The organism is Winslowiella sp. 2C04, from assembly GCF_050037805.1.
GTDB lineage: Bacteria > Pseudomonadota > Gammaproteobacteria > Enterobacterales > Enterobacteriaceae > Erwinia > Erwinia toletana_A.
This window is the reverse complement of record NZ_CP188300.1, coordinates 1736692-1762701: the sequence shown is the minus strand read 5'-3', so window position 1 is coordinate 1762701 and position 26010 is coordinate 1736692. Positions and strand designations below refer to the sequence as shown.

The 26010-nt window shown below is 52.1% G+C and carries 35 protein-coding genes; 2 read left to right on the top strand and 33 right to left on the bottom strand.

Going from position 1 to position 26010, the window contains the following annotated elements; genetic code table 11:
- Nucleotides 1–184: 184 nt before the first annotated feature.
- Entirely contained in the window at nt 185–508 is a 324-nt protein-coding gene (locus ACP3TC_RS07720) for a hypothetical protein (protein WP_426817939.1), read from the bottom strand.
- Between the two features lie 2 nt (nt 509–510).
- On the bottom strand, nt 511–747 hold the full coding sequence (locus ACP3TC_RS07715) for a DNA polymerase V (protein WP_313852463.1): 237 nt from the start codon (nt 745–747) through the stop codon (nt 511–513).
- A 385-nt stretch (nt 748–1132) separates the two neighbouring features.
- Here ACP3TC_RS07715 and ACP3TC_RS07710 point away from each other — a divergent pair, with 385 nt between their 5' ends.
- Entirely contained in the window at nt 1133–1345 is a 213-nt protein-coding gene (locus ACP3TC_RS07710) for a hypothetical protein (RefSeq protein WP_426817938.1), read from the top strand.
- Between the two features lie 298 nt (nt 1346–1643).
- On the opposite strand, the gene ACP3TC_RS07705 is transcribed toward ACP3TC_RS07710, so the two are convergent.
- From ACP3TC_RS07705 to ACP3TC_RS07580, 26 genes are all read right to left on the bottom strand, one after another.
- On the bottom strand, nt 1644–2915 hold the full coding sequence (locus ACP3TC_RS07705; protein ID WP_426817937.1) for a phage tail protein: 1272 nt from the start codon (nt 2913–2915) through the stop codon (nt 1644–1646).
- 46 nt (nt 2916–2961) lie between these two features.
- Complete coding sequence (locus ACP3TC_RS07700; protein WP_426817687.1) at nt 2962–3642, bottom strand: hypothetical protein; 681 nt, start codon at nt 3640–3642, stop codon at nt 2962–2964.
- Nucleotides 3642–3902, bottom strand: coding sequence for a hypothetical protein (locus tag ACP3TC_RS07695; RefSeq protein WP_426817936.1), 261 nt, complete (start codon nt 3900–3902; stop codon nt 3642–3644). The genes ACP3TC_RS07700 and ACP3TC_RS07695 overlap by 1 nt, the downstream gene beginning before the upstream one ends.
- Complete coding sequence (locus ACP3TC_RS07690) at nt 3902–7081, bottom strand: host specificity protein J (protein WP_426817935.1); 3180 nt, start codon at nt 7079–7081, stop codon at nt 3902–3904. The genes ACP3TC_RS07695 and ACP3TC_RS07690 overlap by 1 nt, the downstream gene beginning before the upstream one ends.
- Nucleotides 7082–7137: 56 nt before the next feature.
- Nucleotides 7138–7728: a tail assembly protein gene (locus tag ACP3TC_RS07685; protein ID WP_426818253.1), complete on the bottom strand. Its 591-nt coding sequence runs from the start codon at nt 7726–7728 to the stop codon at nt 7138–7140.
- A 73-nt stretch (nt 7729–7801) separates the two neighbouring features.
- Complete coding sequence (locus ACP3TC_RS07680) at nt 7802–8212, bottom strand: hypothetical protein (RefSeq protein ID WP_426817934.1); 411 nt, start codon at nt 8210–8212, stop codon at nt 7802–7804.
- Between the two features lie 54 nt (nt 8213–8266).
- Nucleotides 8267–8974: a C40 family peptidase gene (locus ACP3TC_RS07675; RefSeq protein WP_426817933.1), complete on the bottom strand. Its 708-nt coding sequence runs from the start codon at nt 8972–8974 to the stop codon at nt 8267–8269.
- A gap of 2 nt (nt 8975–8976) precedes the next feature.
- Nucleotides 8977–9726 (bottom strand): phage minor tail protein L, encoded by a 750-nt coding sequence (locus ACP3TC_RS07670; RefSeq protein WP_426817932.1) that lies wholly within the window; start codon nt 9724–9726, stop codon nt 8977–8979.
- Complete coding sequence (locus ACP3TC_RS07665; protein ID WP_426817931.1) at nt 9723–10061, bottom strand: phage tail protein; 339 nt, start codon at nt 10059–10061, stop codon at nt 9723–9725. Before ACP3TC_RS07665 ends, ACP3TC_RS07670 begins: the two co-directional genes overlap by 4 nt.
- A 3-nt stretch (nt 10062–10064) precedes the next feature.
- Entirely contained in the window at nt 10065–13394 is a 3330-nt protein-coding gene (locus ACP3TC_RS07660; RefSeq protein ID WP_426817930.1) for a phage tail tape measure protein, read from the bottom strand.
- A 22-nt stretch (nt 13395–13416) separates the two neighbouring features.
- The gene (locus tag ACP3TC_RS07655; RefSeq protein WP_426817929.1) at nt 13417–13686 is read right to left on the bottom strand and encodes a phage tail assembly protein T; all 270 of its coding nucleotides are present in this window, start codon (nt 13684–13686) and stop codon (nt 13417–13419) included.
- 23 nt (nt 13687–13709) lie between these two features.
- Nucleotides 13710–14114, bottom strand: coding sequence for a phage tail assembly chaperone (locus tag ACP3TC_RS07650; RefSeq protein ID WP_426817928.1), 405 nt, complete (start codon nt 14112–14114; stop codon nt 13710–13712).
- 47 nt (nt 14115–14161) lie between these two features.
- Nucleotides 14162–14614 (bottom strand): phage tail tube protein, encoded by a 453-nt coding sequence (locus tag ACP3TC_RS07645; RefSeq protein WP_426817927.1) that lies wholly within the window; start codon nt 14612–14614, stop codon nt 14162–14164.
- Nucleotides 14615–14663: 49 nt separating this feature from the next.
- Complete coding sequence (locus ACP3TC_RS07640; RefSeq protein ID WP_426817926.1) at nt 14664–14993, bottom strand: DUF3168 domain-containing protein; 330 nt, start codon at nt 14991–14993, stop codon at nt 14664–14666.
- Nucleotides 14990–15436 (bottom strand): HK97-gp10 family putative phage morphogenesis protein, encoded by a 447-nt coding sequence (locus tag ACP3TC_RS07635; protein WP_426817925.1) that lies wholly within the window; start codon nt 15434–15436, stop codon nt 14990–14992. Before ACP3TC_RS07635 ends, ACP3TC_RS07640 begins: the two co-directional genes overlap by 4 nt.
- Nucleotides 15433–15744, bottom strand: coding sequence for a phage head closure protein (locus tag ACP3TC_RS07630; protein ID WP_426818252.1), 312 nt, complete (start codon nt 15742–15744; stop codon nt 15433–15435). The genes ACP3TC_RS07635 and ACP3TC_RS07630 overlap by 4 nt, the downstream gene beginning before the upstream one ends.
- Nucleotides 15745–15770: 26 nt before the next feature.
- The gene (locus ACP3TC_RS07625; protein WP_426817924.1) at nt 15771–16097 is read right to left on the bottom strand and encodes a head-tail connector protein; all 327 of its coding nucleotides are present in this window, start codon (nt 16095–16097) and stop codon (nt 15771–15773) included.
- Nucleotides 16098–16108: 11 nt separating this feature from the next.
- The gene (locus tag ACP3TC_RS07620) at nt 16109–16291 is read right to left on the bottom strand and encodes a hypothetical protein (RefSeq protein WP_426817923.1); all 183 of its coding nucleotides are present in this window, start codon (nt 16289–16291) and stop codon (nt 16109–16111) included.
- A gap of 50 nt (nt 16292–16341) precedes the next feature.
- Nucleotides 16342–17559: a phage major capsid protein gene (locus ACP3TC_RS07615; protein ID WP_426817922.1), complete on the bottom strand. Its 1218-nt coding sequence runs from the start codon at nt 17557–17559 to the stop codon at nt 16342–16344.
- 9 nt (nt 17560–17568) lie between these two features.
- Nucleotides 17569–18417: a head maturation protease, ClpP-related gene (locus ACP3TC_RS07610; RefSeq protein ID WP_426817921.1), complete on the bottom strand. Its 849-nt coding sequence runs from the start codon at nt 18415–18417 to the stop codon at nt 17569–17571.
- Nucleotides 18418–18428: 11 nt separating this feature from the next.
- The gene (locus ACP3TC_RS07605; RefSeq protein ID WP_426817920.1) at nt 18429–19733 is read right to left on the bottom strand and encodes a phage portal protein; all 1305 of its coding nucleotides are present in this window, start codon (nt 19731–19733) and stop codon (nt 18429–18431) included.
- Nucleotides 19733–21463: a terminase large subunit gene (locus ACP3TC_RS07600; RefSeq protein ID WP_426817919.1), complete on the bottom strand. Its 1731-nt coding sequence runs from the start codon at nt 21461–21463 to the stop codon at nt 19733–19735. The genes ACP3TC_RS07605 and ACP3TC_RS07600 overlap by 1 nt, the downstream gene beginning before the upstream one ends.
- Nucleotides 21464–21466: 3 nt before the next feature.
- On the bottom strand, nt 21467–21940 hold the full coding sequence (locus ACP3TC_RS07595) for a phage terminase small subunit P27 family (protein ID WP_426817918.1): 474 nt from the start codon (nt 21938–21940) through the stop codon (nt 21467–21469).
- Between the two features lie 168 nt (nt 21941–22108).
- Nucleotides 22109–22294 (bottom strand): hypothetical protein, encoded by a 186-nt coding sequence (locus ACP3TC_RS07590; protein WP_426817917.1) that lies wholly within the window; start codon nt 22292–22294, stop codon nt 22109–22111.
- Nucleotides 22291–22641: an HNH endonuclease gene (locus ACP3TC_RS07585; RefSeq protein WP_426817916.1), complete on the bottom strand. Its 351-nt coding sequence runs from the start codon at nt 22639–22641 to the stop codon at nt 22291–22293. Before ACP3TC_RS07585 ends, ACP3TC_RS07590 begins: the two co-directional genes overlap by 4 nt.
- The gene (locus ACP3TC_RS07580; RefSeq protein WP_426817915.1) at nt 22641–23168 is read right to left on the bottom strand and encodes a hypothetical protein; all 528 of its coding nucleotides are present in this window, start codon (nt 23166–23168) and stop codon (nt 22641–22643) included. Before ACP3TC_RS07580 ends, ACP3TC_RS07585 begins: the two co-directional genes overlap by 1 nt.
- A 446-nt stretch (nt 23169–23614) precedes the next feature.
- On the opposite strand from ACP3TC_RS07580, the gene ACP3TC_RS07575 reads away from it, so the two are divergent.
- The gene (locus tag ACP3TC_RS07575) at nt 23615–23884 is read left to right on the top strand and encodes a hypothetical protein (protein ID WP_426817914.1); all 270 of its coding nucleotides are present in this window, start codon (nt 23615–23617) and stop codon (nt 23882–23884) included.
- Nucleotides 23885–23964: 80 nt separating this feature from the next.
- On the opposite strand, the gene ACP3TC_RS07570 is transcribed toward ACP3TC_RS07575, so the two are convergent.
- Genes ACP3TC_RS07570 through ACP3TC_RS07550 form a run of 5 tightly spaced genes read right to left on the bottom strand, consistent with a single transcriptional unit; the run spans nt 23965 to nt 26006 of the window.
- Complete coding sequence (locus ACP3TC_RS07570) at nt 23965–24201, bottom strand: DUF7681 family protein (RefSeq protein WP_426817913.1); 237 nt, start codon at nt 24199–24201, stop codon at nt 23965–23967.
- Nucleotides 24202–24204: 3 nt separating this feature from the next.
- The gene (locus tag ACP3TC_RS07565) at nt 24205–24735 is read right to left on the bottom strand and encodes a hypothetical protein (protein ID WP_426817912.1); all 531 of its coding nucleotides are present in this window, start codon (nt 24733–24735) and stop codon (nt 24205–24207) included.
- Nucleotides 24732–25358 (bottom strand): glycoside hydrolase family 19 protein, encoded by a 627-nt coding sequence (locus tag ACP3TC_RS07560; RefSeq protein ID WP_426817911.1) that lies wholly within the window; start codon nt 25356–25358, stop codon nt 24732–24734. Before ACP3TC_RS07560 ends, ACP3TC_RS07565 begins: the two co-directional genes overlap by 4 nt.
- Nucleotides 25355–25639 (bottom strand): phage holin family protein, encoded by a 285-nt coding sequence (locus tag ACP3TC_RS07555; RefSeq protein WP_426817910.1) that lies wholly within the window; start codon nt 25637–25639, stop codon nt 25355–25357. The genes ACP3TC_RS07560 and ACP3TC_RS07555 overlap by 4 nt, the downstream gene beginning before the upstream one ends.
- A complete protein-coding gene (locus tag ACP3TC_RS07550; protein WP_426817909.1) occupies nt 25626–26006 on the bottom strand; it encodes a phage holin family protein in 381 nt (126 codons plus the stop codon). The genes ACP3TC_RS07555 and ACP3TC_RS07550 overlap by 14 nt, the downstream gene beginning before the upstream one ends.
- Between the last annotated feature and the right edge of the window lie 4 nt (nt 26007–26010).

The following is a 26010-nucleotide window of genomic DNA, read 5'->3' as shown; positions in this document are numbered from 1 at the left end:
GCCAGCCAATTTTGTGACAGGGACATTTACAGTGAAACAGCAAGCCAGTCAGCCAACATTCCTTTTCCATGACTACGAACCACCAGCTTGCAATCCTTGCTACATCTAAACTTAACACTCCAGAATTTAAATTATGTACTAATAAATGTACTCAAATTAAGGTACTCAATACATCTAAACGCACCTAAATCGTCGGTCTGTCAGGTTCGTGAATCTTCAGAATCTCCGCCGTCACAACGCCTACCACTTCCAGCTCTTCCAGCACAGAACCTTCGAACGCTTCCCCGTCAGGCGTTATCAGGCTCCTTCCCATTATCTTTCCGACCCCACATTCCCCCATCAGCTCGTAATAAATCATGCTGCCGCTTTTAGGTGGCACGCTGCGGTCAATGACAAGTAGCCGATCCCCAATATCACAAATCATCGTCGATGCCGGGTTCGCAACGACGAAGTCGTCAATCGTCAGGCGCTTCTCAATGTAATCGTTAGCCGGTGATGGAAATCCCATAGTTACCTCACGTTCGGGTTAAACAGCATGAATGTCCTGTCATCACCTTCCTGGGTGGATATGTCCCTGAACTGATCGACGTGGTGCTCTATCCAGCGGTTGGCCTCCGCGAGCGTCCAGTGCCAGTTGACCTTAGCCAGCTCTGTCGTGAAGTCTCTTGTTGTGACCGTTCGCCCGGTGCGCGGGTTGATTTTGACGGCTGAGCGGAAAGCCGCGTCGATTTCGTATCGTCTTGCCATGAATGATTAGCCTGATAATTGCTGTATGCATATACAGTATTATTGATCGGGAGGATTGATCAAGTGACTAAAGGACAGGTTTTGGTAGGGCGTTGAGATGCGAGTGAATTTAGATGCGAGGAGTCCGTGCGTTGCGAAAGTGTCAGGCTGTTCTGCTTAAATCGGATGATGTAAATCGTGATCAGTCAGCACCTTGATGGATATGTAGATAGTGAGCCAAAACGGATACGACGGACTGAGATCTTCAGCCCAACCTGATCATTCATCCACCCTGAATAAATTCCCATTAAATATTGCATTATTTTTGAGTTAAAATATCTGCAATGGCTAGATCTTCGCGAAAGCATATGGGCGAAATTAATAAAAAACACTGACAGGATATTTTATGGATGATGCAGATTTGGCACAGGAGCGGCAAGAAGCACATTTGTCTGCTTCTCTGTCAGCACGTAAACCACGATTAGTAAGCCGCGATGGAAACTGTATCTGGTGCAAAGAAGAGCCAGTGGTAGCTGAGACAGCTTTCTGTTCTGCTGAATGTGACGAGGACTACCACAAATATAAACGCGAAATGAAGCAGCGGGCAGCGGGCGAGTAAGAGTTTCAAACTTTGCTTAGATGATAAAAGGGCCGCGGATATGCGGCCTTTTGCTTTAATGTTACAGCTATCGTAGCGAATTTCTTTATTTGACCAGCAGATCACGCTTGCTTAATCAAAATAATTCCAGCAAGAAATAATTGTCAAATCCACAGTTAGTCGCTACCTTTAATTTGTCTGACTCAGGAGCCGCATATATCCACTCCAGTTGACACATAATGAATTGGCATGAATTAACCCGCTCACCCTCACCGTGCGCGGGTTCTTTTTAACAGGACTACTTTTATTGCTGTTTACGTCAAGGCTGCTCGTTATCTATCGATGTCATATTCAGGCGAATATCGATCCAGCTATTTGCCGGTACATCAATCAGATTACCTTTCTTCAGTACCATTTCACCGTCGTCAGTGAGCATGTATTTCTTGCGATACAGGCGAATCGTAATGGCGTGGTTTTCATCCTCTTCCGCTTCGACGATACCCAAATCACCGGAACCGCCCGGATCGCGCGGCGGCATGATTCGCCAACCATCAGTGGCAAGCCCCAAAGAACCCGTTACTCTATACACTCCCACATCCTGCCGACTGATCGTGATACCCTTCGCCTCTTCGTTCGCCGTTCCGCAACCGCACCACTCGAAACCACTTTCGGCAATGTCTTCGCGGGCGGAAAATGCCTGAGATTTAACAATGCGCGCAACTGGCGAGGCAGCTTTCAACGTCCCGTCTGAGCTTCGGGTTGTATTACCGGTCGTGTACAGCTCGTTCCAGCCTGTCATCTTACCGCCACTCTGCCCCCTGACTGCAGCGCGGCCACTCGCGGGTGATATTTGCAAGTAGGTGACAATATTGTCATAACGGACCATCGCCAGAACCGGCGAATATTGGTCAAAGTAATTAATACCCGCCGCCCCCGGTGCTGCATACACCCCGCATCGGGTAAGTGAATACATATCAGTCGGTGCTGTCGGCGCGGTAGTTGCGCCAAGTCCGAATGCACCGACCGTCATCGCTCGTCCGCCTGTAGCATCATCAGACTGCGTCATAATATCGACAACTGAAGCCGTACCCAGTCCCAGCCCTTTTCTGGCATCAGCCTGAGTTTTCCCGCCTGTACCACCGTCCTTAACGGCTACAACTCCATTTGTCAGTGGTGCCTTACCTTTCAGCTCTTCGTTGATTCCACCCCATGCAGGCCCGGAAAACGCACTGCCATCAGGGAGATTGACGGTCACGTTTCCGGTACCGGTCAGTATTTGCTGCCAGTTCACTTTATCCAGATTCAGCCCGCGAATGGCCTTCGCTGTATCAGCAGCCACCTGAGCAGTAATCCCGACCAGGGTTGCGTTTGGTATGGCTGTCCAGGCCAGACCTGATGATGTCGGCCCGTCAAAATTGCGGATCAGCGTTACGGAAGTGTTTGAGTTGACCGACTTGACGCCCAGCGTGTAGGTAACCTGCCCAATAATCACGACGATGAAATCATTGGCTTTAATCTCAGTGGTAAATGACGTTCCGGTGCCGGTTACAGTAGCGGTATTATTTCTTAAAGCGATAGTGCCTGCTGGCATAGTTTTCTCCGGGCAATAAAAAACCCGCCTTGTAGCGGGTTGAGATTTAATTTAATCCAAGTGATTGTCTGTAATACTGGTCGTAGATTTCAGTTTCGATATAGATACAACCAGCCGTTGACTTGAAGGCTGGCGGGTTGGTTGTCCCTGCAGTACTGACGTTATAAGGAAGCTCTCTCAGCCCTCCTGAATATCCTGCATAACAGAAGAGCGCATACGTTACCTGCGGAGGATTACTCCCCGGAATGCCGTACAGCTCCACCTTTGCAAAGCCACCAATTGCAGCGCAGGCTTTCCCTTTGATGTTATTATTCCGCGTGTAGTATTTCACTGTGAGCGGGAGGCAGTTGCCGGAATAAACCATCGTTTTATTACGATAAATATAAATTCCGTAGTCCGGCGACCACGCAACAAAATCTGAAAAGACGTAAAAGCGACAATTAAGGTTATTATAACCGGTAGAGCCAGCGCTGCCGTGAAGCCTTATCGCTTTATATCCTCCCGAGTTTATTACCTCAAAAAGGCAGGAAACCAGATCGTAATTCTGCTTACAGAATATTACGCACTTACGCGACGCCGGGACGTTCGTCATAAACACCCTTCCGGGCGTTGCGGCGTGCGCGATGTCGCCGCTGTCGATAACCTGCGTCAGCACCAGGGGAGTAAAATCAGGTGAGGCAAAAAACTCCCCCGCGTCATTCCTTATCTCTAACGTATATTCGGCCATCACGCCCCCGCATAAACGAGAATGGTATAGTTTGCCGATGCCGACCAGCTTACCGTTTTGCCTGAGACAGTCACGGTGGGCGGCGTGGCGTCGTTAGGTCCGGTCGTGTAGGTGACAGTTTTCAACGCTTTTCCTTCCGGTATGTCGTATGTTCTTGTCCCTGCACCTCCCGTAATAAAGTCCAGCATGTAATTTGCAGCCATAGAATTCAGCACGTCAAAAGACGTGCCGTTGATAAATATCTGTGCGCCGTAATCCATTATCTTTTTTTCCCTAAAACAACCGTGAGTTCATCTGCGTTGTAAACCGCCAGGCCGTCCTGATCCAGCTGGACATATCCGCTACTGCCTCCATTACCGAACATAGTCAGCAGGCCGTCTTTACTCAGGTTCCATCCAGTTTTGGCGCTGGCGCTGTAGTTATCGGACTGGATGTGACTGCCGATTTTCGCGTTAGTTATCGTCCCGTCCTTGATGATGGTGTCACGTATAAATATCTGACCATGTTCCACCAGGAAAACAGAATAAGCGGTGCCGTTGATGGCGTTCATTATCGAGAACCGGTCAGCGAGGAAAAGAACCTGCGACTGCATTCCTGATGGTGTACTTTCAACGCCGATCCCCATCCCGGCAGCGTACTGCCGGCCATTGGCGTCAACAGCAACTTTGATGTTGTACTGCGCCGACAGCTTGCCTTCCGTGTCGGCCAGTGCAGTAGACGTCTGCTGAATGGCGGCGGTATTCTCACCCACGCTTGCCTGCACCTGCTCAAACTTCTGCGCATAGGCTCTGTCGTTTGTGGCGACCGTTTCTCTGACCTCAAGAATATCGGCCCTGTTTTTACCGCTGGCTTGCATCTGGTGTGTCACTGACGCATCTGAATCGAGCGCTAATTGCAGAAGCCCCTCAATATTGGTGTTAACGGGCGCGATAAGTTGCTTGAAGGCATCCGAATCTTTAATTTTTTCGTCGATATCCCCTATGATGTCATCTATATCGGTGCTGGACTGCCCCATAATCCAGTCAGTGAAGCCACTTTCGTTACCGGTCTTGTCCACCAGCTGCGCCCGGTACCAGAAGGTGACCCCGGCCTTCAGCCCCATCTGCTGATATTTCCGCTGCGGATACGGTACGTCCGCCAGCAGCAGCGCTCCCGACCCGTCTGACGTTTCGGCGTACTGGATTTCGGTTTTCAGCGTGTCACCGGTACCCGCCGGAAAAGCCCACGTAAGCTGAACACCAAACACCAGCGGATCGGCCTTAAAGCCAACCGGCTTTGGTGGATTACCCACTTTGCCGGTCAGCGTTTTCTCTTCTGAGTAGGCCCATCCCGATGAGATTTCGGCGGCGTTAATCGCTCTGACGCGCACCACATAGCGACCAGCGTAAATACCGGGCACCTCAAAGGAGGTGGTGGCGCTGCGCGGCACGCTGATCCAGTTGCCATCATTTCGCCGCCACTGCGCCTCGTACGAAATGGCGCTGGCGGCGTCGTCCCACGCCGCACGCAGGGTCTGCACGTTGATGCCCTGGCTCACCACATCAAAAGTACTGATATGGATATTGGCCGGTGCCGACTGGCTTCCAGCCGGGACAACGCTTATCGGGCGCTGATCGATGATTGCGCCGGTGTCAATCCGGGCGTACTTATCCGGATCGTGATAAGCAGCTGTAATGGTGAACGTGTTGTCGTTGTTATCTGAAACGCTCACCACGCGGTATTGCTGCGCGTACAGCGTGTCTGACTCCACAATCCACACGCTTTCCGCTTCCGGCGTTTCGCTGTATGCGGTGCTGACAGTGACAGCATTACCACTGACAGACTGAATGGTGCGGCCCTGTGAGGCTCCTGAAGGCAGGTTAAGCTGCAGCCGGTCACCGGCAACAGCATCGGGCTTGCGGTCCAGGGTAATCACGCGGCCATTTACCGAACGGATGCGCCCGCCAGTTACCTTGCCGGACAACAGCTCATCGGCAACACCGATGATGTAGCCAGGCTGCGGGATCATGCCGTCAAGACCAACACCGAACGTTACCATGCGGTCTTTGTTATTGGTCAGGATGCCCCAGCGCCCCTTTCTGTTTGCTTCCGACTGACGGATGCAGCCGATAGCGGTCAACTCCAGCTGATTGAAGCCGTAGCGGGCTACCAGCTCCTGTTCAAATACCGGCTCCATCGCATCCGCATAAGCGTTATCCGGATCGGACCAGGAGACCAGCGCGGTGGTATAGCGCGTTTTCGCGGTGCTGCTGGAGTAGTTGAACAGACCGTCGATAACGTTGGCGCGGGTGTAGTTGTAATCCACGTCGCGCGGCATATCGGCCAGCGCAACAATCTGATTACCGCCCCAGTAGGTCATACCACGAAAGATGGCCGCAAAGTCACGCAGCACGGTATAGGCCTCGTTGCGGCTCTGTACATACACGTCGCACTTATAGCGCGGCTCGGTCCCGCTGCCGCCCTTGCCGTCCGGCACCAGCTGGTCGCAGTACTGCGCAACCCGGTAAAGCTCCCACTTATCGATATTTGCGGCGGTCAGCCGGTTACCCAGACCAAAGCGATCGGTAATCACAAGGTCATAGAAAACCCATGCCGGGTTATCCGTCCACGCCCACTTAAACGCGCCTGACCAGGTGCCGGAATACGACCGGGTTATCGGATCATAATTATCCGGTACGCGAATAACGCGCATTTTTGGTTCACAGGCGATCTGCGGTATAGAGCCATTAAATTGGCTGGAATCGAACTCGATATACAGCAAAGCGGTATTCGGGTAACGCAGCTTGGCGTCGATAACCTCCGTATAGCTCTGGATCGTCATCGTATCGCCAATCTTAGCGCTGTTGGCATCTGCGGTCAGCTTACGAACGCGGATTGTCCAGGAGGTCCCGGCCTGCGGCAGATTGATACGGTGGCTGCGCTCATAGCCCGAGGTGGTTTTACCGGTCACAGCGGTATCCAGCACCGTTTTAAATGCGCCGCCGTCGGTCTGCAGTTCGATAGCGTACTTAACCGAGTTGCCCACCAGGTCACCGTTATCTTCCTGCCTGAACAGCGAAGGCCATTTCAGGCGCACGCGCACCGCTGACAGCTGCGTGTTGGTGTAGGTGTGCGCCCAGGCGGTCGCGCTGTGTAATTCGGTACCCACATTGATTTCATTTTCAGTGCCTGGCAGACCCTGAATATAACTCTGCGCCTGGTTACCCGGTCGGAACTCCCAGTAAACGCCGCTGACATTGCTCGATCCGTCTGCGTTCTCAACCGGTGTGCCATCGACGAAAATAGTCTGGCCGGTCAGCCCACCACCAAACTCTCCCTCACCCAGTGCGAAGAGCAGCTTTGCTTTAGCGACCGACTGTAAGTCATCCGGTTGCTCGACTGGCGTGCGGGCTTCTGAGCTGCCCCCTTTGCGGCCTTTAATTGCGGTTGCTGTTGCCATATTGCGTCCATAAAAAAGGCCACCCGAAGGTGACCTTAGAAAAGATAGGATTCTATTTATTGCTGATCTTCAACGTAAATGCCCGCTGATATGATTGCCCCGCCGATACGACGTTTGCCATAGCCCAGCGGTACCGGATAACCCTGCGCTGCGGTATTGGTCACGCCGCCGAACGCATAGGATGCCTGATTGTCAGCGTCTTGTTTGCTGGCGAGGCCGGTAGTTTGTGGTGATAGCATCTGGATAACGCCGCCAAGGGCCATTGCTCCACCAATTTGATATAGAAAAGGTGACGCTGCAGCAAATGGCGTGAAGTTAAGAACCACGCCAACAGCAACGATTATAGCGCCCAAAATTGTCTGTAATGCGCCTGCTCTTTTACTGCCGATAATCACAGGCACAATTTTAATTACCTCGCCGGTCACAGGATATCCTAAGTCGTCTTCAGCAATATTTTTTTTATCTTTAAAAATGGCATATGTTATTCCCCTTTTTTGGCTATTAATCATATAACTTTCAAAATGATCAATTGTGCAACTTAATGCCCTTCCTACTTCTGCTGTAGTGCTGATAAGTCTGTGATGGACCTTGCCGAAAACTTTACCTAAGGAGCCACTTAATTCGATTCTCGTCATCACTTCTTGCATATAAACCTCATAAAAAAAGCCACCATGTGGTGGCTTGTGATAGGTTATGAAAATAATCTTTACTTGATTATATTTAATGCTCAGTCGTTGGAAGAATGTCGACATTCGCATTCTGATCAATAAATATTCTCAATGCCTTAGGCTTTCCCATATCAACGGTGAACTCTCTCTCACGTTTTGCTGGACCTTTACAGAATCCAGAACCTGTAAAGCCAGCACCAACAATTACAGTTCCTGGCTCGACATAAGCTACAACTTTTTCACCAGTATTGAGATTTGCAATCTGCTCTCCGTTAATGAAGGAAGTTATTGCACAAGCACCCGCAACTATTCCTTTATCTCTAACGATAGTGACCGGAACAGAACCTGAGCGCATTTTAAAAGCGGAAGCCACGGCAACTTCTTTCGCAAGGTCTGGAGATACAGGAGTTGTCGAACACCCAGACAACACTAACGCAGACAAAAGTATAATCTTTTTCATCATTCATCCCTTACTTCACAAGTGCTCAAATGATAGCAGGGACATAAACCAAGACAACTAAAGCATATCCTTGTGTCTCACGACTTTTACAGTTCGTTCCCGCCAGTAACCGCCATACGGCACGCGCTGGCTCAACATGCCGTACATGTGGTGCAGCAGCATGTTATCAGCCAGCAGCACGCCAGCATGATTCGCAACTGGTGCCTGTACCTGCATAATCACCAGATCGCCCGGCTGTGGCTCTCCGCTAAACTCCCGGAACCCACACTCATACCAGTTATCCAGATAGCGGTTTTCTGCGCCGCTCTCCCACCACGGATAATCGACCCGGTAATCTGTAAGCTCTATGCCGTGCTGCTGCCTGAAATAGCTCATCACCAGCCCCCAGCAGTCCGTATGTCCCAGCACGAATGGTCGCTCGAGTAACGGCAGTTCCCCGCGCGGCATGATGGTACGTAAATCCCCCTCCGGCCAGCTGACGATATGCCAGGGCAATTCAGTGGCGTCACATTGGGCCTTGTCCAGATCGCTTGGCTGCGTTGTTGCGTCTGGGTGGCTGTGGACTACGGCTATCACCGTTCCCCAGTCCTCCGCGTCAGCATAGCCCTGCGGATCGAGATGGAAATGCTCGGTCGGCTCAGCGGCCAGATTGCGGCATGAGAAATAACGTTCTACCCGGCTCTTTTGCGCGACCACGCCGCAGCATTCCTGCGGATAGCACAACTCGGCATGCGCCATAATGGCCTTAATCGTTTTATCACGCATGATTAGCTCTTGAGCAGGGAGGTGCCGGGAAACCCGCCAAACGGCAACTCGTCGTTGTCGCCAAAGCGAAGTTTGCAGGCCGATAATGTGCCGTTGCAGACATCCTGTGAAGGGTCACTGACCGGATTGTTGTTTTTGTCGAAGTATCGGGTACCGGCATAGTCGCAACCATCGCCGGTGCGGTACTTTCCGCGAATGCACCACGTACACAGGGAGTGCAGCTGGCGCGTGGGGATCATCAGCCCCTGCAAATCCATCGGGCTGGTAAGCGTGAACTCGACCACCTGGTTAGTCTCCAGGCTTTTCGAGTCGATATAAAATACCTGCAGCTTTTCCTGCACCGGGTCGGCGGTGCTGTTGCCCTCCGCAAAGTTTCTCGCATCCAGATATTGCGCCAGCGTGTCATGAATAGTGACGGTTGCCTGCAGCATATCGTCGTATACCAGACACATTGCAGTGATTGAACTGTCCAGATTAGCAACGGTGAGTTTCGGCTGTGCGCTACTGCCGGTTGTCGAAGCTTCAATCCCCTCAATATTAACCGGCCACGGCCCGTACTCCTTCCCTTGCCACCAGAGGGACTTTGCGGGCAACTTACTTTCATCTCCACCGGCGGCGATGATTTCCGCTTCAGTATGAGGAAGGTTATAATTATGAAAGCGAAGAATATCCGCACCAAACTTGCTGCCATCAACTTCTAAAAGCCTGATTTTATTACCCGGCTCAAGTTTCTGAATATCGCTGTTAATCATGGTCTGAAAGCCTGAATAAATGTTGCATCAAGAGAATATTTTCCCGCACCGAGCGCCACGGGCTTATATTCCTCGCAGCGCCAAAGCCCCAGCGGATAAAGCGGCGGTTTCCATTGGAATGCCCTGATGCCACCCATTCGGTCAAGAAACTCCCTGATGGCCTGAATATATGCCTCGTCACCCACGAAATTAAGTGCCCATTCCTGTGACCGGGTATTTAATCCATCTCCGGCAACCTGCGCATAACCGTCGCCGAACTGAGCTTTACGAACGCGGTGTTTAACGTCCGCTTCAGCATCTGTTCTCGGGCACCAGGTGAATGTTTCTAACGCCATTGATTACCTGCCTTTATTAGCATTCCAGATATCTCCTCCGGGCTGTAAATCCCTCATCAGGTTTTTCTTGTATCGCTGATCCACGAATGACCCAATTTCCGCGCCAAATTGCTCCCAGCCAGAAGATGACTGAGCAGAGGATTTACCGTTGCTGTCTATGGTGATGTAAACCTGCGGCGCTCCCCCACCCGAGGCCGTATTTACCCCGGAAGAAAACGCACCAATTCCCGCAGCGCCAGCCACGATGCCGCCGTTCGCATACCCCCGCATCATGCTGTAGAGGTTCGAAACGCCGATACGATCCGTGGCCTCTTTGGTAAAAACGAACTCACCCTTATGCACGACGCCAGCAGGCTCATATTTCCCACCGCTGCCTGTAAAACCACCGCCATCGTATCCGGAGTAACTGGTGGGCAATCCCATTGCGCCACTTCCCGCAGCTGCGCCTGACGCACCTGCCGCCGCTCCGCCCACGCTGCTGACAATCGAGCCGAAGAGTCCCCCCCATGACGAGCCGCCGCCCATCGCATTGACAACCGCCATTTGCAGGGCGACTTTGGAGATCATCTGCAGAACGGAGACGCTCCAGCTTTTCCAGTCGGCCTGACTACCAACTAACATTGCAGAGACGTTATCCAGCGCACTGTCCATAGTGGAGGTGATCCCCTGAGAAACGCTTCCGGCGATGTTGCCGGTACTCTCCAGCCAGTTCTGATAACCACGGGAAACCCCGTTAAGCCAGCTTGATTCCGATGCTGCGATTGCCTGATACTTTTTATCCAGGGCATTCAGGGCGGCGATTCTGGCGGCCACATCTTCCGCGCCTTTGTCCGTTTTGTCGTACACTCGCCAAATCTGTTGCTTTTCATTAAAGTAATCACGCTGCCGGTCACCCATACCGGCGGTGCCGGTAGTAAGCGCAGCGTCGTCCTGATATTTTCGCGTTGCTTCACGCAGGTCCTTCAGCGCATCGGCCATTTCACGCTGCTTGCGTACCGCTTCATCAGCCTTTTGCGTCCAGCGAGCCAGATCGGTTGATGATGCCTGAATAGCCTTGCGCTGTTCCTCAGTCCACTTGGTTCCGTTCTCATGAGACGCGGCATAGAGATCGGCTGCTTTCTCACCCTGCGTTGCGCGGACTTTCTGCACTTCTGTAGCCACACTCAAATCGGCAATTTTACGTGCGTACTGTTCGGCAACCTGAGCGGCAGATCGCTGCTCCTTCGCCTGATCGCTCAGCGCCTTATTGCCTGACTTCAGCGATTCAGAGAGCTTTTCCTGCTTCTGCCACGCTTCAACCGTATTGCTGATGAACTTCTGTCGCGCCTCAGCATATTCAGGCGTGCTGGTCAGCCCGGCATCATCAGCGGAGTATTCAGCCTGCTTCCGGATGCGTTCGATGCCAGAAAGCCCCGCTATCACGTTATCCCGCTCGGACCTCTGCAAAAGAGAGGTTTGCTTTGTATCAAGCTGCGCGGATGGAATGCGCATGAGCACGTTCTGAAGGCCGCTTCGGGTCTGTAACAATTGATTACCCAGCGACATAAGCCGGTTAAATTCAGTGTGCTGTCCATTCATCATCAGCAGCGACTGATAGGCTGCATTCTGCCCGGCGGCCTGCTCACGGATAAGGGTTACGCGGCGATGTTCAAGAGCTTCCAGAACCACCTGAATGCTCTGTGATTTCTCCTGCATCTGATTGAGCCTTTCCTGCTCAACCAGTAAATCTGACGTTGCCTGTTCAAGCCCGGCGGAAACACTTTCAAGGCTGGTAAGGTGATTAATGAGGAAGCCGCCAACCGACGGGCCGGGGCTGGCAATAATCTGCTGATAACCTTTAATCTCGGTTTTCAGCTTATTCACCTTTTCGACCTGTTCAGCGACCAGTCGGTTTTGTTCACTCAGTGCGCTCCGGGTCAGCCCCTGATTATCAGAGACCTCCGTCAGCACCATTTTCGGCGCGGCGTTTTTAACTTCTTCCAGCGTATTGATGTACGCCCGTGCAGATTCTCTCGCCTGCTCCTGACGCTGATGCATAGTGAACCAGGCACCGGCACCGAGCATGACCAGCCCCGGAATGCCGCCCACCAGCCCGAGTACGCTGTTCGTCAGCCTTGAGCCAAGCGAGGTCATCGTGTTGAGCCTTTCCTGCGCGGCTGAGCGGGCGTTGACGTTACGGGTCAGCGCAGCCTGTGCAGCGGCAAGACGCCTTTCAGCCGCCTCCTGCCCTGTTGTGGCACGCGCCGCAACCAGCGCCTGCTGTGCGCGATACACTGCAGCGCGGGCGCGGGCGGTTGATATCTGGGTACCGCGGATTTGCGCCTGCGTCAGCGCAACCTCACTTTTGTAAGCGGTAACGATCCCCACCGAAGCCGACACGGCACCGGAGGCCATGCCACCAAAAAATCGTGCGGCACCCACGGCAACCAACGCCCCCGTCACTGTTGCCACCGAATCGATATTTTTCGCCACCCCCTCAAGTACGCCGGACAGCGTTGCTGTCGCGCCTGACGTTTTATTTGTTTCGCCAACCCACTGCAGAAAGGCGTTCTCAACTTTGGTGACCGATCCTGAAACGGAGTCGGGCAGCGATGAAAACTCACCACGCAGCTTTTCTAACTGGCTGGTCAGGGCTGGCACCACTTTATCGATAGTCAGCTGGCCCTGATCGGCCATCGCTTTCAGGTCTTTACGGGCAACGCCCATGCCCGCAGCCAGCGCACGGATAACGCGATCACCCGCTTCGTTGACGGCGTTAAATTCCTCACCGCGTAATACACCCTGCGCCAGCGCCTGGCTGAACTGAGTGATTACCGAGCTGCTTTCCTGAGCGCTGGCACCTGAGAGCTTCAGGCCGGTTGAAACGGCCTCAGTCACTCTCAGTACCTCCTGTGCGCTGTAGCCGAATTCACGCATTGATGCGGCTGAGCGGGCAAACAGGTCGGCATTGTCACCAAACGTTGTGCCGGTCCGCTGGCTGATGTCCATCAGCGATTTCTGTACGGTCGCAAACTCACTGGTGGACTGCGACGCCAGCTTTAGTCGCGCATTAACAGCATTCCAGCTATCTGCCAGTCCGATAAGGTGACCGGTCGCAAATGCGCCCGCAAAAACGCCCGTCATCTCCAGAGCGGTTTCACGGGTAGTCACCAGCTGATCATTCAGCTCCTGAATGGCCCTCTGGCTTTCCCGCGCAGCGGCAGCAGCCCTCCGCCCACCCTGCTCCATCGTGCGGTAATAATCGGACCCCATCCTTGAAGCACGCGCGATTTCAGTCTGGAATGACGTCGAATTGGCAGAGATTTTGATAATAAGTTCGCGCAGCGTAGCCATAAGTAATCCTGTTTAAAGTCTGCTAACCGGCCATCGCCGCGAAGAATTCTTCCAGCCCGTCGCCTCGATCTGCAACCTCTGGCTGCCCCCACTGGATCAGCATTTCGTCGAGCTTCACTTTCGCCCCCTGCGAATTGAATACCGCAGTGGCTATCTGAGCCGCCTGAATGTCCCCGCGCCGGTCACTCAGGGGATTCACCGCGTCGTATTCAATCCACATGCGAAGCTCACTGGCGGTCAGCGTGTTTTTCAGCTCATGCAGGGTGCGGTTCAGTCTTAACGCGAGGGTCATCAGAAAGAAGGTGCCAGGCTCTTTTACTTTTTTTCAGCTTCAGCCTGTGAAGTGCTGAGATCGAGAGCCTGTTTAAGCAGGCGCGCATGTACCGGCCCGTAAATGTTTTCCACCAGCGGTTTATCGTCTGCTGTGAATACGGGCATATCTGCTTCATCCAGCAGGACGTCAATCAACAGCACCACATCCGCGCTTTTATTACGCCTGGCGAGCTGCGCCGCCGTCAGCGCCTCTGTCTCGTCCTCCTGAGTTTTGGGGTTTTCCGGAGACATAATTTGCTGCCATTCAATCCACCCCTGTCCCGAAGGCTCACGCAGTTTTACCTTTGCATTTTCCCATTCAGGCACGGACACGATCTTGCTGCGAAATCCCGACATCGGAGCCAGCGCCAAATCGCGCAGTAAAGCAGTCGATACATTTTTTGCCATTTTTTACTCTCATCCATCATCAGAGAAAGCGGCTTTCGCCGCTGTTGTTAACCTGCAGCGGGTGCCGGTACAATCGGGACAGGCTTACCTTTTACGCGAAGAGTGAAAGAGGCGGTTACCACTCCTGCAGTACCCGCTCCCCAGCTGTTCTGACGAACTTCAGCCAGAAACGCATAGCCATTACCTGACGGGAAGATCACCTGAAAGGCGTGCTGCGCATCACTGTCGTAAGCGGTGCGCAATGTGTCCTGGCCCTCATCGACAGCCCAGTTTCCTGAAATGGTCATCTCACCCGGTGCCGCCAGGCCGTTTGTCATTTCCTGCTCGGTTGAACAGAGCGTGGTGGTTTCAATGTCCGACTTCTGGCCGCCGGTATAACTGATTTCCTTCGTCGAGCATTTGATACTTTGCCAGGTCGCACCGGAAGGATTTGCCTGTGTTGCCGGGTCTGCAGAAACGTTAATCTGCGTTCCCTGCGTTTTTTCATACTTTGAGGACATGGGTATCTCCAGATAGTAAAAAACCGCCCGTAGGCGGCTGATTCAGGGTTTAAGTCCAGAGCTGAACTTCAAGCGTTGCGCGGTAAAGCGACGTGTCAGGCTCATAGTCATTTATTTCATTCAGAGAAACGGGATCAAGCTGGCTTAGCGCAGCCTGCACCTGTGCGCGGATGGACCGCGCTTCATCGGTGGATTTAGCCCATACGTCAACTTGCAGCGTGGTAGCCTTCTCCGCACTTCCGCACAATACATCCGCCGTATTTGCCGAAGGGAGCAGGAAAACTACCCAGGGTGCGGCAGTTCCTGTCGGTGCCACATAAGGAAAAACATTCCCGCCCGCCAGCCCGGCGATCAGCGAGTAGATATCGGCCTCGGTCATTTTCCCAGCACTCCGTCAATGGCCCGGTTCAGCTCATCAAAAGCAGCTTTGGCCGCCTCTTCCTGCTTTCTGTCATACGCAGGACGCACAAAAGGATGCGCAGCCATTTTTGACGTTCCCTCCTCAACATAGCGCCAGTAAAAGGCGTTGTTAGGCGATGATGCTTTCGTTTTGTTGTCGCTGTTGCCCGTATCAGGATTTGTTCCGCGAATATGCACGCCCGCCACCACATCACCGGGTGCCCCTTTACCAAACAGCACAACAATGTTTCTTTTGAGCTTACCGGTCCTTTCAGGAGCCGCGTCCACGACCTCCTGCCTGATAAGGTCGGCACCGGCCCTGACCGAACGACGGAGCACCTGGCGGGTCTCAGCTTTACTGAGCAGTTCCAGTTCCCTGGCTATTTCGTTAAGCCCAGAAAAATCAAGGTTTGAGCCGATCACTGTTTCACCCCCTCTTCACACAACAGTTCCAGACGGGTGCCGTTCTCAGCGGAAATAACAGATTTAATGTCGTAGACTTCCCCCTTACCTGTCGGCGGGTTATGGACTACACGCCATCCGCTGGTGATTCTTTCGGACAGATTGTTACGTATCCAAATTCGTGAGGTCGTCCCGGCGACTTCTGCACCAGAATTCATCAGCTCACGCCCGGAAACGTCTGCTATTGATGCTCTCACGCTTTTTATATCGGTCCACCCTGTTGCAGGCTGTCCGGACGGCAACCGCCCTGCTGCCCGCCTCTGGAGCATCACCCGATAACGCATTGGTCCTGCTCTCATACGCCATAAATCCTGTAAGGCTGAAGGAAGGCTTCAACAGCAAAGTCAAGATTAGCCACGCTGACCCCGGTCACCACCGCCTCGCGATTTGCATACCAGTGTGCGATCAGCATCAGCATGGCGGTTTCAACATCCTCGCCATATAGCAGCGCGTCTGAGTCAGCCATATAAACCGGATCGTCTGCATTTTCATAAAGCGTGCGGCGCGTATAGTTTTCCACATAACGCACCGCCGCTTTAATACGAGCCGCTAGCCAGGCGTCATCCTCCTTGAAATCCTGCTCGATGTTGCAGTGATGCTTAACCTGATCGACGGTCAGCATAAAAAAACCTCTTATTTGGTTTTGCCTTTCGACCTGGAATCAGCGGTGTCGCCGGTCACTTTTTTACTGTCCGGCGCTTCCGCATACCCTCGCTGGATCAGTTCACGTCCATGCTGTTCGGGAGTTTCAAACTCGCTGCCCTCGGTCAGCACATTACCTTGGTAATAAATAGGCTTAATGGATCGCAGTTTCATGAATATTTCCTGTAAAAAAACGGCCCGCAGGCCGTTGTTATAAATTGAAATTATTGGCCGCCAGCAGCGGGCGCAGTGAATGAGCCATAGACAAACGCTTCAGGGCGTTTAACCGCCAGCGCCAGACGCTCTTCGCAACGAATAGAAATCATGTTTTTCTCAAAGTCGTCAGCGTTCTCGGTGGAGATCACCACGTTGGCGTCCTCGCGGTCAAACAGCTGCGCGGCGGCGTTGAATGCCCCGGTCAGGAACTTGCCCTGGAACGCGGCAGCTTCAGTTGCCACCACCGGCAGCCCCCACAGCGTCGGACCAGCAAGTGCGGAAGGATTAGCCAGAATGTAACGACCCAGGCTGTCTTTGGTCAGTTCAATTTTCGCCCAGTCAATAAAGTGCAGTACGTGGCCGGATGCCGGGAAACGAGCCAGCTGAGCCTGCAGCATAGCCAGACGCAGATCGTCAATTCCACTCTGTTGTTCAACAGAGAATGCAGCCGCGAATGCTGATGCCTGTGGAACAATGCCGTGAAGATGAACGCCGGTACCGTCACCAAACAGAATTTCCTGCTCTTCGACACATTTCAGCCCAAACCGCATTTCGGCATCAATAGTCGACTGCAGCTGCGAAAAGTCATCCAGAATCTGTTTTGAAGCTTTAAACATGTGGGCGACGGTCGACACCCCGGTGATTTTTGGCGTGAACTCGATTTCACTGTATGGCTTGGTAGTCCCTTCAGGAACCACAGCCGCGTTATTAGTAAAGCCCGTCTGCTGCACCCAGAAAATAGCCGGGGATTTGGTGCGTCCCGGCGCGATCAGGTCACGAATAAACAGGCGCTGTTTCGGTGCAGTGTCAATGCCCGGCAGGCGCTGTGGTTCAACCACTCCGTCAGGAACGCCACCAGACAGAAGGGCAGCGTTGACCGGTACACTGATGCGCTTGCCACCGTCAACGCTGGCGGCAAAGGCTTTCAGCGCTTCGTTGCTGATAACCACTTGACCCAGCGTTTCAACAGTTTTAGCAGCATTGTTGAGCGGCATCTGGGCAACGTGCTGTTCAAGGTCGCCAAGTGCGGCCTTGAGTGTTTTTTCCGCTTCGCGCAGGGCGTTGAATTCGGATGCCATTTTATCAACAGCAGCTTTCGTTTCCTCGGAAAGTGAGCCTGACTTTTTCGCTTCTTTCAGGGCTTCTTCTGCTTTCGCGCTGAATTTGCTGTTAGCCTCTTCAATGCTGGCGGTGACTTTCTTCAGGATTTCGTTTACTTCAGACATGGGTATTCCTTATTTGCCGAACGCGGCCAGCGCGTTTTCAAGAGTTTGTAAGTTTTCTGGATTTATTTCTTCGGTAGCGCCCGGCTTACCTTCAGGGGCGGCAGCAGCGCCTGGCTTACTGCCTGATAAAGCTTTCAGTAATTTCCGCCGTTCTGAGCGCGGCGTATCGGTTTTCGCCAGCAGCGCATCGAGCTTGCGCAATGCTGCTGCAGGGCTGTCGTCATCGTCAGAGATTTCATCAGCGGACAAGAGGCGGTCAGCGAAGCCTTTATTAACTGCATCGCTGCCGCCGATATAGGTCTCGCCATCCATCATGCTGCCGATATCCTCAATACTCAGGCCGCTGCGTGCGGCGTAGATATCAGCCATTGCTTTATCAAAAGGCTCCATATCCGCAGCGATTTGCCCGAGGTCGTGACGGTTGCCCATCGCGTATACCCAGCAGTTATGAATCATCAGGAACGCGCCGCGCCCGATCTGAACCTCATCACCGGCCATTGCGATAATTGACGCGGCTGATGCGGCGAGGCCCATCACTTTGACGGTCACCTTGCCTTCGTACTCACGAAGCAGGTTGTAAATCGCCAGACCTTCAAACATATCGCCGCCTGGTGAGTTGATGTTTACCGTCACGTCAGCGCCGCCGATTGAACGCAGCGCCCCGGCAATCCGGCTGGCGGTCACGCCGTCACCCCAATAATCCGCGCCAATTACATCAAATACTGAGATGCTGTTTTCATCGGGCTTCGCGGCTTTAATGCCCCCGTTCCAGCGCTCCATTGCTGCCGATGGCAGGTCCCGTTTTGAGAGCGCATAAGGCCGCCCTGCCGGAGCTGCCGGAAGGCTTTTCAGTGTCATGGGAATAGCTCCTAAGCCGCTTTTTTTAGCGGTGAGTTTTCGAAGGAAAGATCGGGGAAAAGCTGGTTGTGTAAATCCATCAGGGCTTTTGCTCTGGTTGCCCTGTTATTTTCTCTCAAGTCTTCCAGCGCTGTTAGATTCAACTGTACTGTATAAATTTCACCACCCGGAATCGGCGGCAAGTTCTCCAGCCTGCGGACATCATTGCGGCTCATCCAGCCGTTCTGCAGCGCGGTGGTGTAATATGCTGCACGGCCAGCGCTGTCGGCACGAAGCAGACCTTCAACAGAGAATTCAGCAAAGTAATCCTCATCGTTACCCAGCAGACAGCGGGCAATCTCCTGCTCAATATTCACCAGCAGCGGGCGCAGAGTATTGGTAAGGAACAGCAGGTTCACTCCCTCAAGGCTGGATGCCCAGCTACTCTGCTTGGTCATATGTCCCACCATGAATGGCGGAACTCTGAACCATCGACAAATTTCCTCAATGCTGAAAGAGCGACTTTCCAGCATCTGTGCGTCTTCAGGATTCATCGTTACGCCCTGGTATGTCATATCCCCTTCAAGAACCATGACCTTACCGGCATTCTTTGAACCAACAAAGGTCGATAAATTATTCTTCAGACGCGCCCGCTGCTCAGGGTTAATATCGCTCTTGGTACTGATAAAGCCTGAATTCTGAATGCCGTTCTCAAATATTTTGGCGGCTGACTCTTCAACCGACATCGCCGATCCGATCACGTCCCGGCCAGTCATCATGGGCATCATGCCGCAGACGCCATCAAGCCCGAATCCGCGAATGTGCATCATGTTTTTCAACGGTATAACGCGCTTACCATTTTTGTCGGTATAGGTGTACTGGAGTTGCCCGTTATCAAGCCGCTTCACAACCATGTTCTGCGGCAATAGTGGTGTTAGTCCAACAAGCTTCTGCCCTATCATCAGTTTTTCGATGAAGGCATTCCCCCGTAAGCAAATGCTGGCCACCAGCATCAGCATGAATCTGGATGGTGTCATTTCTCCGTTAGGCTGCTTACAGAGTACTTGATAAGCTGGATGTTCTGTTGCCAGCCCCCGGGAACCATCCTTTTCCCTTTTATAAACCTTCATCGGCAGTGTAGATACCGACTCGCTTAACAATCGGACGCAGGCCCATACTGCAGAAAGTTTGATTGCCTTATCAACGGTCACCGTCTTTCCGCTGCTACTGGTTCCAATCCACTCCTGCCAGAAGTTTCCATTCGTAAGGCTGATTGGGACGCCCAGCCAGTCTAAAATGGCGCTTTTAACGCGCCCCGGTTTCTTTTTTGATTTCATCAGATACCTGCAATTATTGGATCTTCGAAGAAGTCGGTTAAATCCTGCTTATCATCACCGCCATTTACCAGCAGGCGGCTTTTCGCGGTAAACAGCGCCACCGGACCATCGATTTTGTTTTCTGGCGTGGATTTGTTTGGGAATATGTTGTCGTTTTTGTCCGGGCGCACGGTAACGTTTGACATCATCCACGTCATTACAGGGTTGCCGTCGTGATGTATTTTGCTGCCGTAAACATCGGCCTGAACTGACTTCATTGCCTCCGAGAGGTTTTTTACCGTCTGGGCAACCTCCACCAGCGGCAATCCTTCTTCTGCAAGAGCCAGACTAAACTGCGTAGCACTCCACGGGTCAAACGCGATTTCTTTCAGACTCTCGCCTTTTACCCATGCCTCTACTTCGGCTTTAATAGAAGCGTGATCGATAACGTCACCATCTGTCAGCTCAAGATAGCCCGCATCTGCCCACTTTCGGTAAAGCTCAGAAATATGTTTGGGTGCCGTCTCAAGGCGACCTTCGGGTATCCAGAATTTAGACTTCGTGTGCGTATGGCCGTTGGGGGCCAGCCACGTTTTCACAGCTGCACAAATGTCTATTTTGTTGGCAAGGTCGATACCGACCCATAACGGCCATTTGACCAATTCATCATCTGATGCGATGTCATTACACTTGTCCCACCGATCCATATCCATCCAGGCACTTTCGGCTGTGACCCAGATATTGAGATGCTTGGTGAAAAAGTTCGGGCGAGCAGCCACTTGCTCTTTGGCCTTTTTCGCCAGGCGGCGCATATCGTCCCATCGCTTACAGATGCCGAGTCCGGGATTCGCTTTCGGCCAGTTTGCCTCATCGAAAGGATCGTCGCCTTCATCCAGCGTGTAGATAAGGGCAAAATAGGTATCGTCCTCCACCACGCCGCGCAACACCTTGATGGCGTAGTCGCGCTGCTCGAAGCAAATGCCCTCTTTATTAGTTCCGGCGGTGGTGATGGCGAACAACAACGACTGAAGACGCGCACCTGTGGCCGTCTCCAAAACATCCCACACGTCACGGGTACGATGTGCGTGTAGCTCATCGACGATTCCGCAGTGAATGTTCAGGCCGTCAAGATTATTTGCGTCGCTGGACAGCGGCTCAAACTTGGATGCGCTGCGCTCCTGATGAATGTTCAGCTTGACGTGACCAAATAAGCGCCCCAGCGTGCGGGGGGCTTTCTTGATCATGTTTTTGGCGTCGTCGAAAACAATACGCGCCTGGTCACGGGTGGTTGCCGCTGAATAAACCTCTGCGCCACCTTCCCCGTCGGCACCGGTCATATACAGACCGATACCGGAAGAAAGCGTCGACTTGGCATTTTTACGCGCTACTTCGTCATAAGCAGTGCGGAACCGGCGCACCATTACCGTGTCGCCATCCTCGTCAAGAACCTGCTTACCGGTCATCTCATCGATTAGTGGAACGACAAAGCCGAAAATGTTTATCAGTATGAACACGTGCCACGCCATCAGCGTGATGGGCTTGCCTGCTAGGGCACCTTTTACGTGAGGCACAAAGTTATAAAAATCGAGGATGTGCTGGGCGCTGTCCTCATTGAAGTAGACGCCGCGCTCCGGCCCGTGCTCTAAATCATTAAGGAATCGCTGACACGCCAGGCGTACCAGTTCGCCAGCAACAATCTCGCCGGACAGCACGCGCTCGGCGTACTGAATACCTTCTGAAACCGTTGCCATTCATCATTTGCGCTTTTTCAAAAATTCTTCAAGTGGATCAGCCTCTCCTTGCCCTTCGCCGCTGACTTTGCTGCGGGCGGCTGGAGTCATACCGAATTCGGACATCATTGCCCTCAAACGTTTCCAGGCATCGGACATCATCGCAACCTGCGGATGTGCTTTTACTAAAGTCTCCCCTGCCATGTTTGTTACGTTGTAAGTCTCGCCAACCTGATCGATCACGTCTCGATGTTTACGCCATTCAACGTAAGCGCCGATAAGAAGTTCGAGCGCCATACCATCAAGCCTGGTAATCACGTTGGAGCAGTTCAGCTCCTCGCCAATGCGCTTGAACCAATACTTTTCTTGTTTATTAAAGTGCTTCGGAGTAGGGGGTACCCCTGAAGGGGGTTTTGGCTCTGACTTGTTAAGAGCGCGTTTGGATGGGTTCCCCTTAACCAAACGCAGAGCTGTCGGGGTTCTCGGCGGTCCGGACATAATCGAAAACTCCTATTAATCGCTGTTAGGGATACCCATAAAAAAGTTTTCTAACCTGCGGCGGTGCGACAAAAAGTTAGGCGGCGGTCCTTTGGGGGCAAAGCCCTGAACTTTTGACCCGCCCTCCCGCACAAATGAGAATAACTATCACATGAGTGAGCGTTGCTATTAATTCTCATTTACCTGCATTCCCGCGCATATCAGCCCAATGGCGAGTACTCCTTCACCTTCAGGGTACTCTGCCAGAACGTCACGAATTTTTTGTTCTGCCGCTTTATATTTCACCAATTGCCCTTCAGATAATGATGCGGTCAGCCCTTTGAACATCAACAGGGTTTGTTCTTCTGTTGTCATTTAATTCTCTCCTTGGCTGTCTTGGCCTTGTGGCAAGCCCAGCACAACGATTGCAGATTGTTGTCGTCGTCTGTGCCGCCATGTGCTTTGGGGATAATGTGGTCAACCGTGGATGCCGGTACTGGCTTACCCTGCTTCATATGGTTCTGACAGAGGTGCTTATCGCGCTGGAGAATCCGGGCGCGGAGGATATCCCATTTGCTGCCGTATCCACGCTGATGTCGGTTCTGTCCTCGCTGGTGCTGAGTCCAGCCTTCGTACCGGTGGTCATCACAGTAACCGGAGCGGTCTGTCGTGGTCTTTCCGCAGCCATGCTTGCGGCAGGCCCGGGGGATTGCGGCTGGCATTACTTCCACATGCTGCGATGAAGCAGCCCGCCTGGCAGTAATTCTTTTTTGATTTGCTTAGTGACCCGCTCAGAAATGATTGACTCTAACCCTTCCTCAATACCATTGGCTTTAAGTGTTGATTGCCTGACACTGGCACGCCAGCCATCTGAGCAATGCTTCGCTATCAGGCCACCTTTGAGGTTCAGAGATTCAATCGGTAATGCATCGCGCTTATCGATAACAGATATCAGCTCATCCACCAGCGCTGACAAGAGTTCAGTAGCGTCGCCAGTGAGATACTTAGAAACGACTCCATGAATCTTATCGTTGATTGTCATTTCTGTTGAAGACTTACAATTAATCACTGCCGTATCTGACCGCCTGTCAATCACCAAAAGTTGGTCAGGGATTGATTTGTCACCAGTACAACCAAATTTAAATGTCATACAGCCATTTGTATTGTAACGAGCCACCCCGGCATTACACGTCAGATCGTTACCAGAATCATTCATGGTGATGTATATAAAATTTTTAGGATTGCTCATATGAAGTGTCCTGCTTTGAGGTGATGGCGATATTTGCTTTAACAGCGGTTTTTACTGAAAGCCAAAGTTAACGCCCAACTTTGGTGTTTATTCAGCTGCCCACGTTGTCACGCGAACCAGTGAATTGCCGCTTCTGCTTTTAATACAGACACTTAAAGGGGAAGCGGAAATTATCATGCCTGCCTGCTCATGGGTGTATATACGGTTGAAAAGCTTGATGAACAGGAGATGCTTAAAAGGAACGTTCTTGATGAACTCGACCGCAATCTTTGTAGCTGAGGTTTCATAACCGAGCGTGGACAGCAGTTCAAACTAATTAATCTGTTCTGTAATTATTTCTGGCATTGGTTACCTCAGTAACTTAAGTTATTGTCGTTTGATAGCAAACATACTAAACATTGCGAATGCATTTGGTTTAATGACTAAAATTCTAAAGGGGTGCTTTAATGATTAATGTGAAGATTTTAAAAGTAGTCAAAAGAGAAACTCACCCTACCAGCCACCGTATTGTGTACTTGTTGGAGAGTGGCTGCGGTCGCTGGTTTACATGTAGCATAGCTCCCGATGACATTGTTCTCACTGAAGGAAATATTCTCAAGCATGAAATTGGAGTCCGTTGGATAACCGATGCTGGGGATAAAATAAATATTTCTCCTAGTCATTTTCTTTCTTCTAAAGAAGAAGCGGAAACAAGATTTTCAGAACTGATGAGTTAATACCACAAAAGGTAATTTCTTTTCAGAATTTTGCTTGAAGCATCATAAGGTCTATTTCAACTTCGTCTTGTGATGCTCACTCAGCAGTCGTCGTCTGGTTGAGCAACTGCGCGACAGGCAAACATGCAAGCCAGCTGCATTTGCGTTTTAGCCAGAGCTACCCAGCGCGGATCAGCACCTGTCTCTTTGGAGGTTTCCAGGAGGTTGAGAAAGTGACGACTTACATCTTTCAATCGATTCATGACTTCGATATCGCCTGTAGTTAACGTGCGGTAGCCCTTTACTGTGCTTCCATCCTGCGGTTTTGCTTCACTCATGGGTTATTTTCCTTGTCGGGTGTGTTCAATGTTTCGGATGCCAGCCAGTTGGCTGTTGGCCTGGTCAATCGCCGTAAGCAGAGGGTCAATCCACAACACCGCTTGGCAATAATTCAGGGTGCTGGCGGGAGCGGTGCGAGAACCGGAGCTGTCAGCGATGCCGGGATCGGCGTGCATTGCGCTGGCACGTAGACGGTTCGCGTAGTCGAGCAACCGGCCAGCGATATCATCAGGCACAGCGAGAGCACAGGTCGGTTCAGTTTTGATGATGTTGCGATACTCAATCTCTTTCTCCTGAGCCTTGCCGCCGATTGTCATAGCATATTTACCAGCAGCTAATGCTATCTGATTAAAGCGGTTGAACTGGAATGACTGTGTTGCGATCAATGATGCTTGCTGAACGTTATTACGCTGCAAATCTTCATTAACTCCTAACTGAACGCTGTACTGCCCATGATAATAAATCGCAGCACCGCTAAGTAAGGTCATTACCAACCATATTGCTACGCCACAAATGATTAATGTGCGACTCATGCCAACACCGCTCTGGCAACTTTAAAACGCGCTAGGCGATCAGCAAGCCCGTTATCACCACCGTTAATGATCTTTGTTGTATGTTCCACATTATTCGACCAGCGCAGACAACCTTTAGAAACGAAGAACCACGCCGCCGCACGTGCCGCGTGCTCATCTTTCTCCAGCAACTCAGGATTGCTCACCAGATCGAGTTTTATTCCGTTACCTGTTGACCGATAGTTGCCGAGAAACGTTGTCTGAATCAAACTGCGCCCGCGATACTTCCACCCATCGCCCGAGAGGTTGTTCCCAAAGCGCTTCTGATAAACAAGGTTGGCTATTGCGCGCTGCCGCTCAAGAGACAGTGCGGACTCCCCTGGCTTACGGCCCAGCATTAAAGCCTGGTCGCGAGAGAGACGCTTCGGAACGAAAGTATTGATTAATGCCTGAACGCTGTAATTGAAGTTTTCAACCGTGGCAGTAAAGCTGGCTGACTCATGACCGACCTGTGCAATGAACATCGCTTTTTCCAAGGGAAGATTGATGCCAAACTCTTTCATAGCCGCATCTACATGAGGAAACCAACGCGCTGCTAACCCGGCGCTGATTCCAGCCGCCTGCTGAAATTGGGATTGATTCATTGAGACCTCAGCACGCTGAATATCTGCGCCACGTTTCCCCGAGCCCTAAACACGGCGACACAGATAATTAAGTTCAAGATAACCGACGCCCAGTGGGTGTTGGTGTAATAGTCAAAGAAGTAGCGGAACGGCACCGACGCATACGCGATGATGATCAGGTAGGCCAGCCAACTGGCCCACCAGTTGTGCCTGGCTCCCCTTTTACGAAAACACATAAGCCTCAGGACGATAGCGGCACACGTGGCTACATTCGTCAGAACGAGCGGATCAGTTATTACCATTGCTTCCCCCTCTCCACCGCCTAAGCCATGTCGAGGGGTCCTGCTGACTGGCGAAAGTGAGTATCTTAATCGTCAGCGCGGAAAGGATTACTGCCCCGAGAGCATCAAGCGGTTTGTCGCTGTAGTGCGTTATGCTGGCGAGTTTTGAACCAACCAGACCCGCACCATAAACACCAGCGATGTATGAAACGAAGAAATAAGCTGCGCGTCGCTTCAGGCTTAAGTCAGCGGCAGTGGCTACGTAAAAAACTGCGCCTGCAAACGCGCCAAACACAACGCCGTAATCAGTGCCGGTAAACAGTCCAAAGATGCTGGCACCAGTCAACGCACCACCGGCAACCGTAGCGCCTGAAACTGGATCGGACATTTAG

What these genes read in the sequence shown, in the direction of transcription:
- ACP3TC_RS07720 (WP_426817939.1), bottom strand. Translation starts at nt 508, where the DNA reads ATGGGATTTCCATCACCGGCTAACGATTACATTGAGAAGCGCCTGACG.
- ACP3TC_RS07715 (WP_313852463.1), bottom strand. Translation starts at nt 747, where the DNA reads ATGGCAAGACGATACGAAATCGACGCGGCTTTCCGCTCAGCCGTCAAA.
- ACP3TC_RS07710 (WP_426817938.1), top strand. Translation starts at nt 1,133, where the DNA reads ATGGATGATGCAGATTTGGCACAGGAGCGGCAAGAAGCACATTTGTCT.
- ACP3TC_RS07705 (WP_426817937.1), bottom strand. Translation starts at nt 2,915, where the DNA reads ATGCCAGCAGGCACTATCGCTTTAAGAAATAATACCGCTACTGTAACC.
- ACP3TC_RS07700 (WP_426817687.1), bottom strand. Translation starts at nt 3,642, where the DNA reads ATGGCCGAATATACGTTAGAGATAAGGAATGACGCGGGGGAGTTTTTT.
- ACP3TC_RS07695 (WP_426817936.1), bottom strand. Translation starts at nt 3,902, where the DNA reads ATGGATTACGGCGCACAGATATTTATCAACGGCACGTCTTTTGACGTG.
- ACP3TC_RS07690 (WP_426817935.1), bottom strand. Translation starts at nt 7,081, where the DNA reads ATGGCAACAGCAACCGCAATTAAAGGCCGCAAAGGGGGCAGCTCAGAA.
- ACP3TC_RS07685 (WP_426818253.1), bottom strand. Translation starts at nt 7,728, where the DNA reads ATGCAAGAAGTGATGACGAGAATCGAATTAAGTGGCTCCTTAGGTAAA.
- ACP3TC_RS07680 (WP_426817934.1), bottom strand. Translation starts at nt 8,212, where the DNA reads ATGATGAAAAAGATTATACTTTTGTCTGCGTTAGTGTTGTCTGGGTGT.
- ACP3TC_RS07675 (WP_426817933.1), bottom strand. Translation starts at nt 8,974, where the DNA reads ATGCGTGATAAAACGATTAAGGCCATTATGGCGCATGCCGAGTTGTGC.
- ACP3TC_RS07670 (WP_426817932.1), bottom strand. Translation starts at nt 9,726, where the DNA reads ATGATTAACAGCGATATTCAGAAACTTGAGCCGGGTAATAAAATCAGG.
- ACP3TC_RS07665 (WP_426817931.1), bottom strand. Translation starts at nt 10,061, where the DNA reads ATGGCGTTAGAAACATTCACCTGGTGCCCGAGAACAGATGCTGAAGCG.
- ACP3TC_RS07660 (WP_426817930.1), bottom strand. Translation starts at nt 13,394, where the DNA reads ATGGCTACGCTGCGCGAACTTATTATCAAAATCTCTGCCAATTCGACG.
- ACP3TC_RS07655 (WP_426817929.1), bottom strand. Translation starts at nt 13,686, where the DNA reads ATGACCCTCGCGTTAAGACTGAACCGCACCCTGCATGAGCTGAAAAAC.
- ACP3TC_RS07650 (WP_426817928.1), bottom strand. Translation starts at nt 14,114, where the DNA reads ATGGCAAAAAATGTATCGACTGCTTTACTGCGCGATTTGGCGCTGGCT.
- ACP3TC_RS07645 (WP_426817927.1), bottom strand. Translation starts at nt 14,614, where the DNA reads ATGTCCTCAAAGTATGAAAAAACGCAGGGAACGCAGATTAACGTTTCT.
- ACP3TC_RS07640 (WP_426817926.1), bottom strand. Translation starts at nt 14,993, where the DNA reads ATGACCGAGGCCGATATCTACTCGCTGATCGCCGGGCTGGCGGGCGGG.
- ACP3TC_RS07630 (WP_426818252.1), bottom strand. Translation starts at nt 15,744, where the DNA reads ATGCTCCAGAGGCGGGCAGCAGGGCGGTTGCCGTCCGGACAGCCTGCA.
- ACP3TC_RS07625 (WP_426817924.1), bottom strand. Translation starts at nt 16,097, where the DNA reads ATGCTGACCGTCGATCAGGTTAAGCATCACTGCAACATCGAGCAGGAT.
- ACP3TC_RS07620 (WP_426817923.1), bottom strand. Translation starts at nt 16,291, where the DNA reads ATGAAACTGCGATCCATTAAGCCTATTTATTACCAAGGTAATGTGCTG.
- ACP3TC_RS07615 (WP_426817922.1), bottom strand. Translation starts at nt 17,559, where the DNA reads ATGTCTGAAGTAAACGAAATCCTGAAGAAAGTCACCGCCAGCATTGAA.
- ACP3TC_RS07610 (WP_426817921.1), bottom strand. Translation starts at nt 18,417, where the DNA reads ATGACACTGAAAAGCCTTCCGGCAGCTCCGGCAGGGCGGCCTTATGCG.
- ACP3TC_RS07605 (WP_426817920.1), bottom strand. Translation starts at nt 19,733, where the DNA reads ATGAAATCAAAAAAGAAACCGGGGCGCGTTAAAAGCGCCATTTTAGAC.
- ACP3TC_RS07600 (WP_426817919.1), bottom strand. Translation starts at nt 21,463, where the DNA reads ATGGCAACGGTTTCAGAAGGTATTCAGTACGCCGAGCGCGTGCTGTCC.
- ACP3TC_RS07595 (WP_426817918.1), bottom strand. Translation starts at nt 21,940, where the DNA reads ATGTCCGGACCGCCGAGAACCCCGACAGCTCTGCGTTTGGTTAAGGGG.
- ACP3TC_RS07590 (WP_426817917.1), bottom strand. Translation starts at nt 22,294, where the DNA reads ATGACAACAGAAGAACAAACCCTGTTGATGTTCAAAGGGCTGACCGCA.
- ACP3TC_RS07585 (WP_426817916.1), bottom strand. Translation starts at nt 22,641, where the DNA reads ATGCCAGCCGCAATCCCCCGGGCCTGCCGCAAGCATGGCTGCGGAAAG.
- ACP3TC_RS07580 (WP_426817915.1), bottom strand. Translation starts at nt 23,168, where the DNA reads ATGAGCAATCCTAAAAATTTTATATACATCACCATGAATGATTCTGGT.
- ACP3TC_RS07575 (WP_426817914.1), top strand. Translation starts at nt 23,615, where the DNA reads ATGATTAATGTGAAGATTTTAAAAGTAGTCAAAAGAGAAACTCACCCT.
- ACP3TC_RS07570 (WP_426817913.1), bottom strand. Translation starts at nt 24,201, where the DNA reads ATGAGTGAAGCAAAACCGCAGGATGGAAGCACAGTAAAGGGCTACCGC.
- ACP3TC_RS07565 (WP_426817912.1), bottom strand. Translation starts at nt 24,735, where the DNA reads ATGAGTCGCACATTAATCATTTGTGGCGTAGCAATATGGTTGGTAATG.
- ACP3TC_RS07560 (WP_426817911.1), bottom strand. Translation starts at nt 25,358, where the DNA reads ATGAATCAATCCCAATTTCAGCAGGCGGCTGGAATCAGCGCCGGGTTA.
- ACP3TC_RS07555 (WP_426817910.1), bottom strand. Translation starts at nt 25,639, where the DNA reads ATGGTAATAACTGATCCGCTCGTTCTGACGAATGTAGCCACGTGTGCC.
- ACP3TC_RS07550 (WP_426817909.1), bottom strand. Translation starts at nt 26,006, where the DNA reads ATGTCCGATCCAGTTTCAGGCGCTACGGTTGCCGGTGGTGCGTTGACT.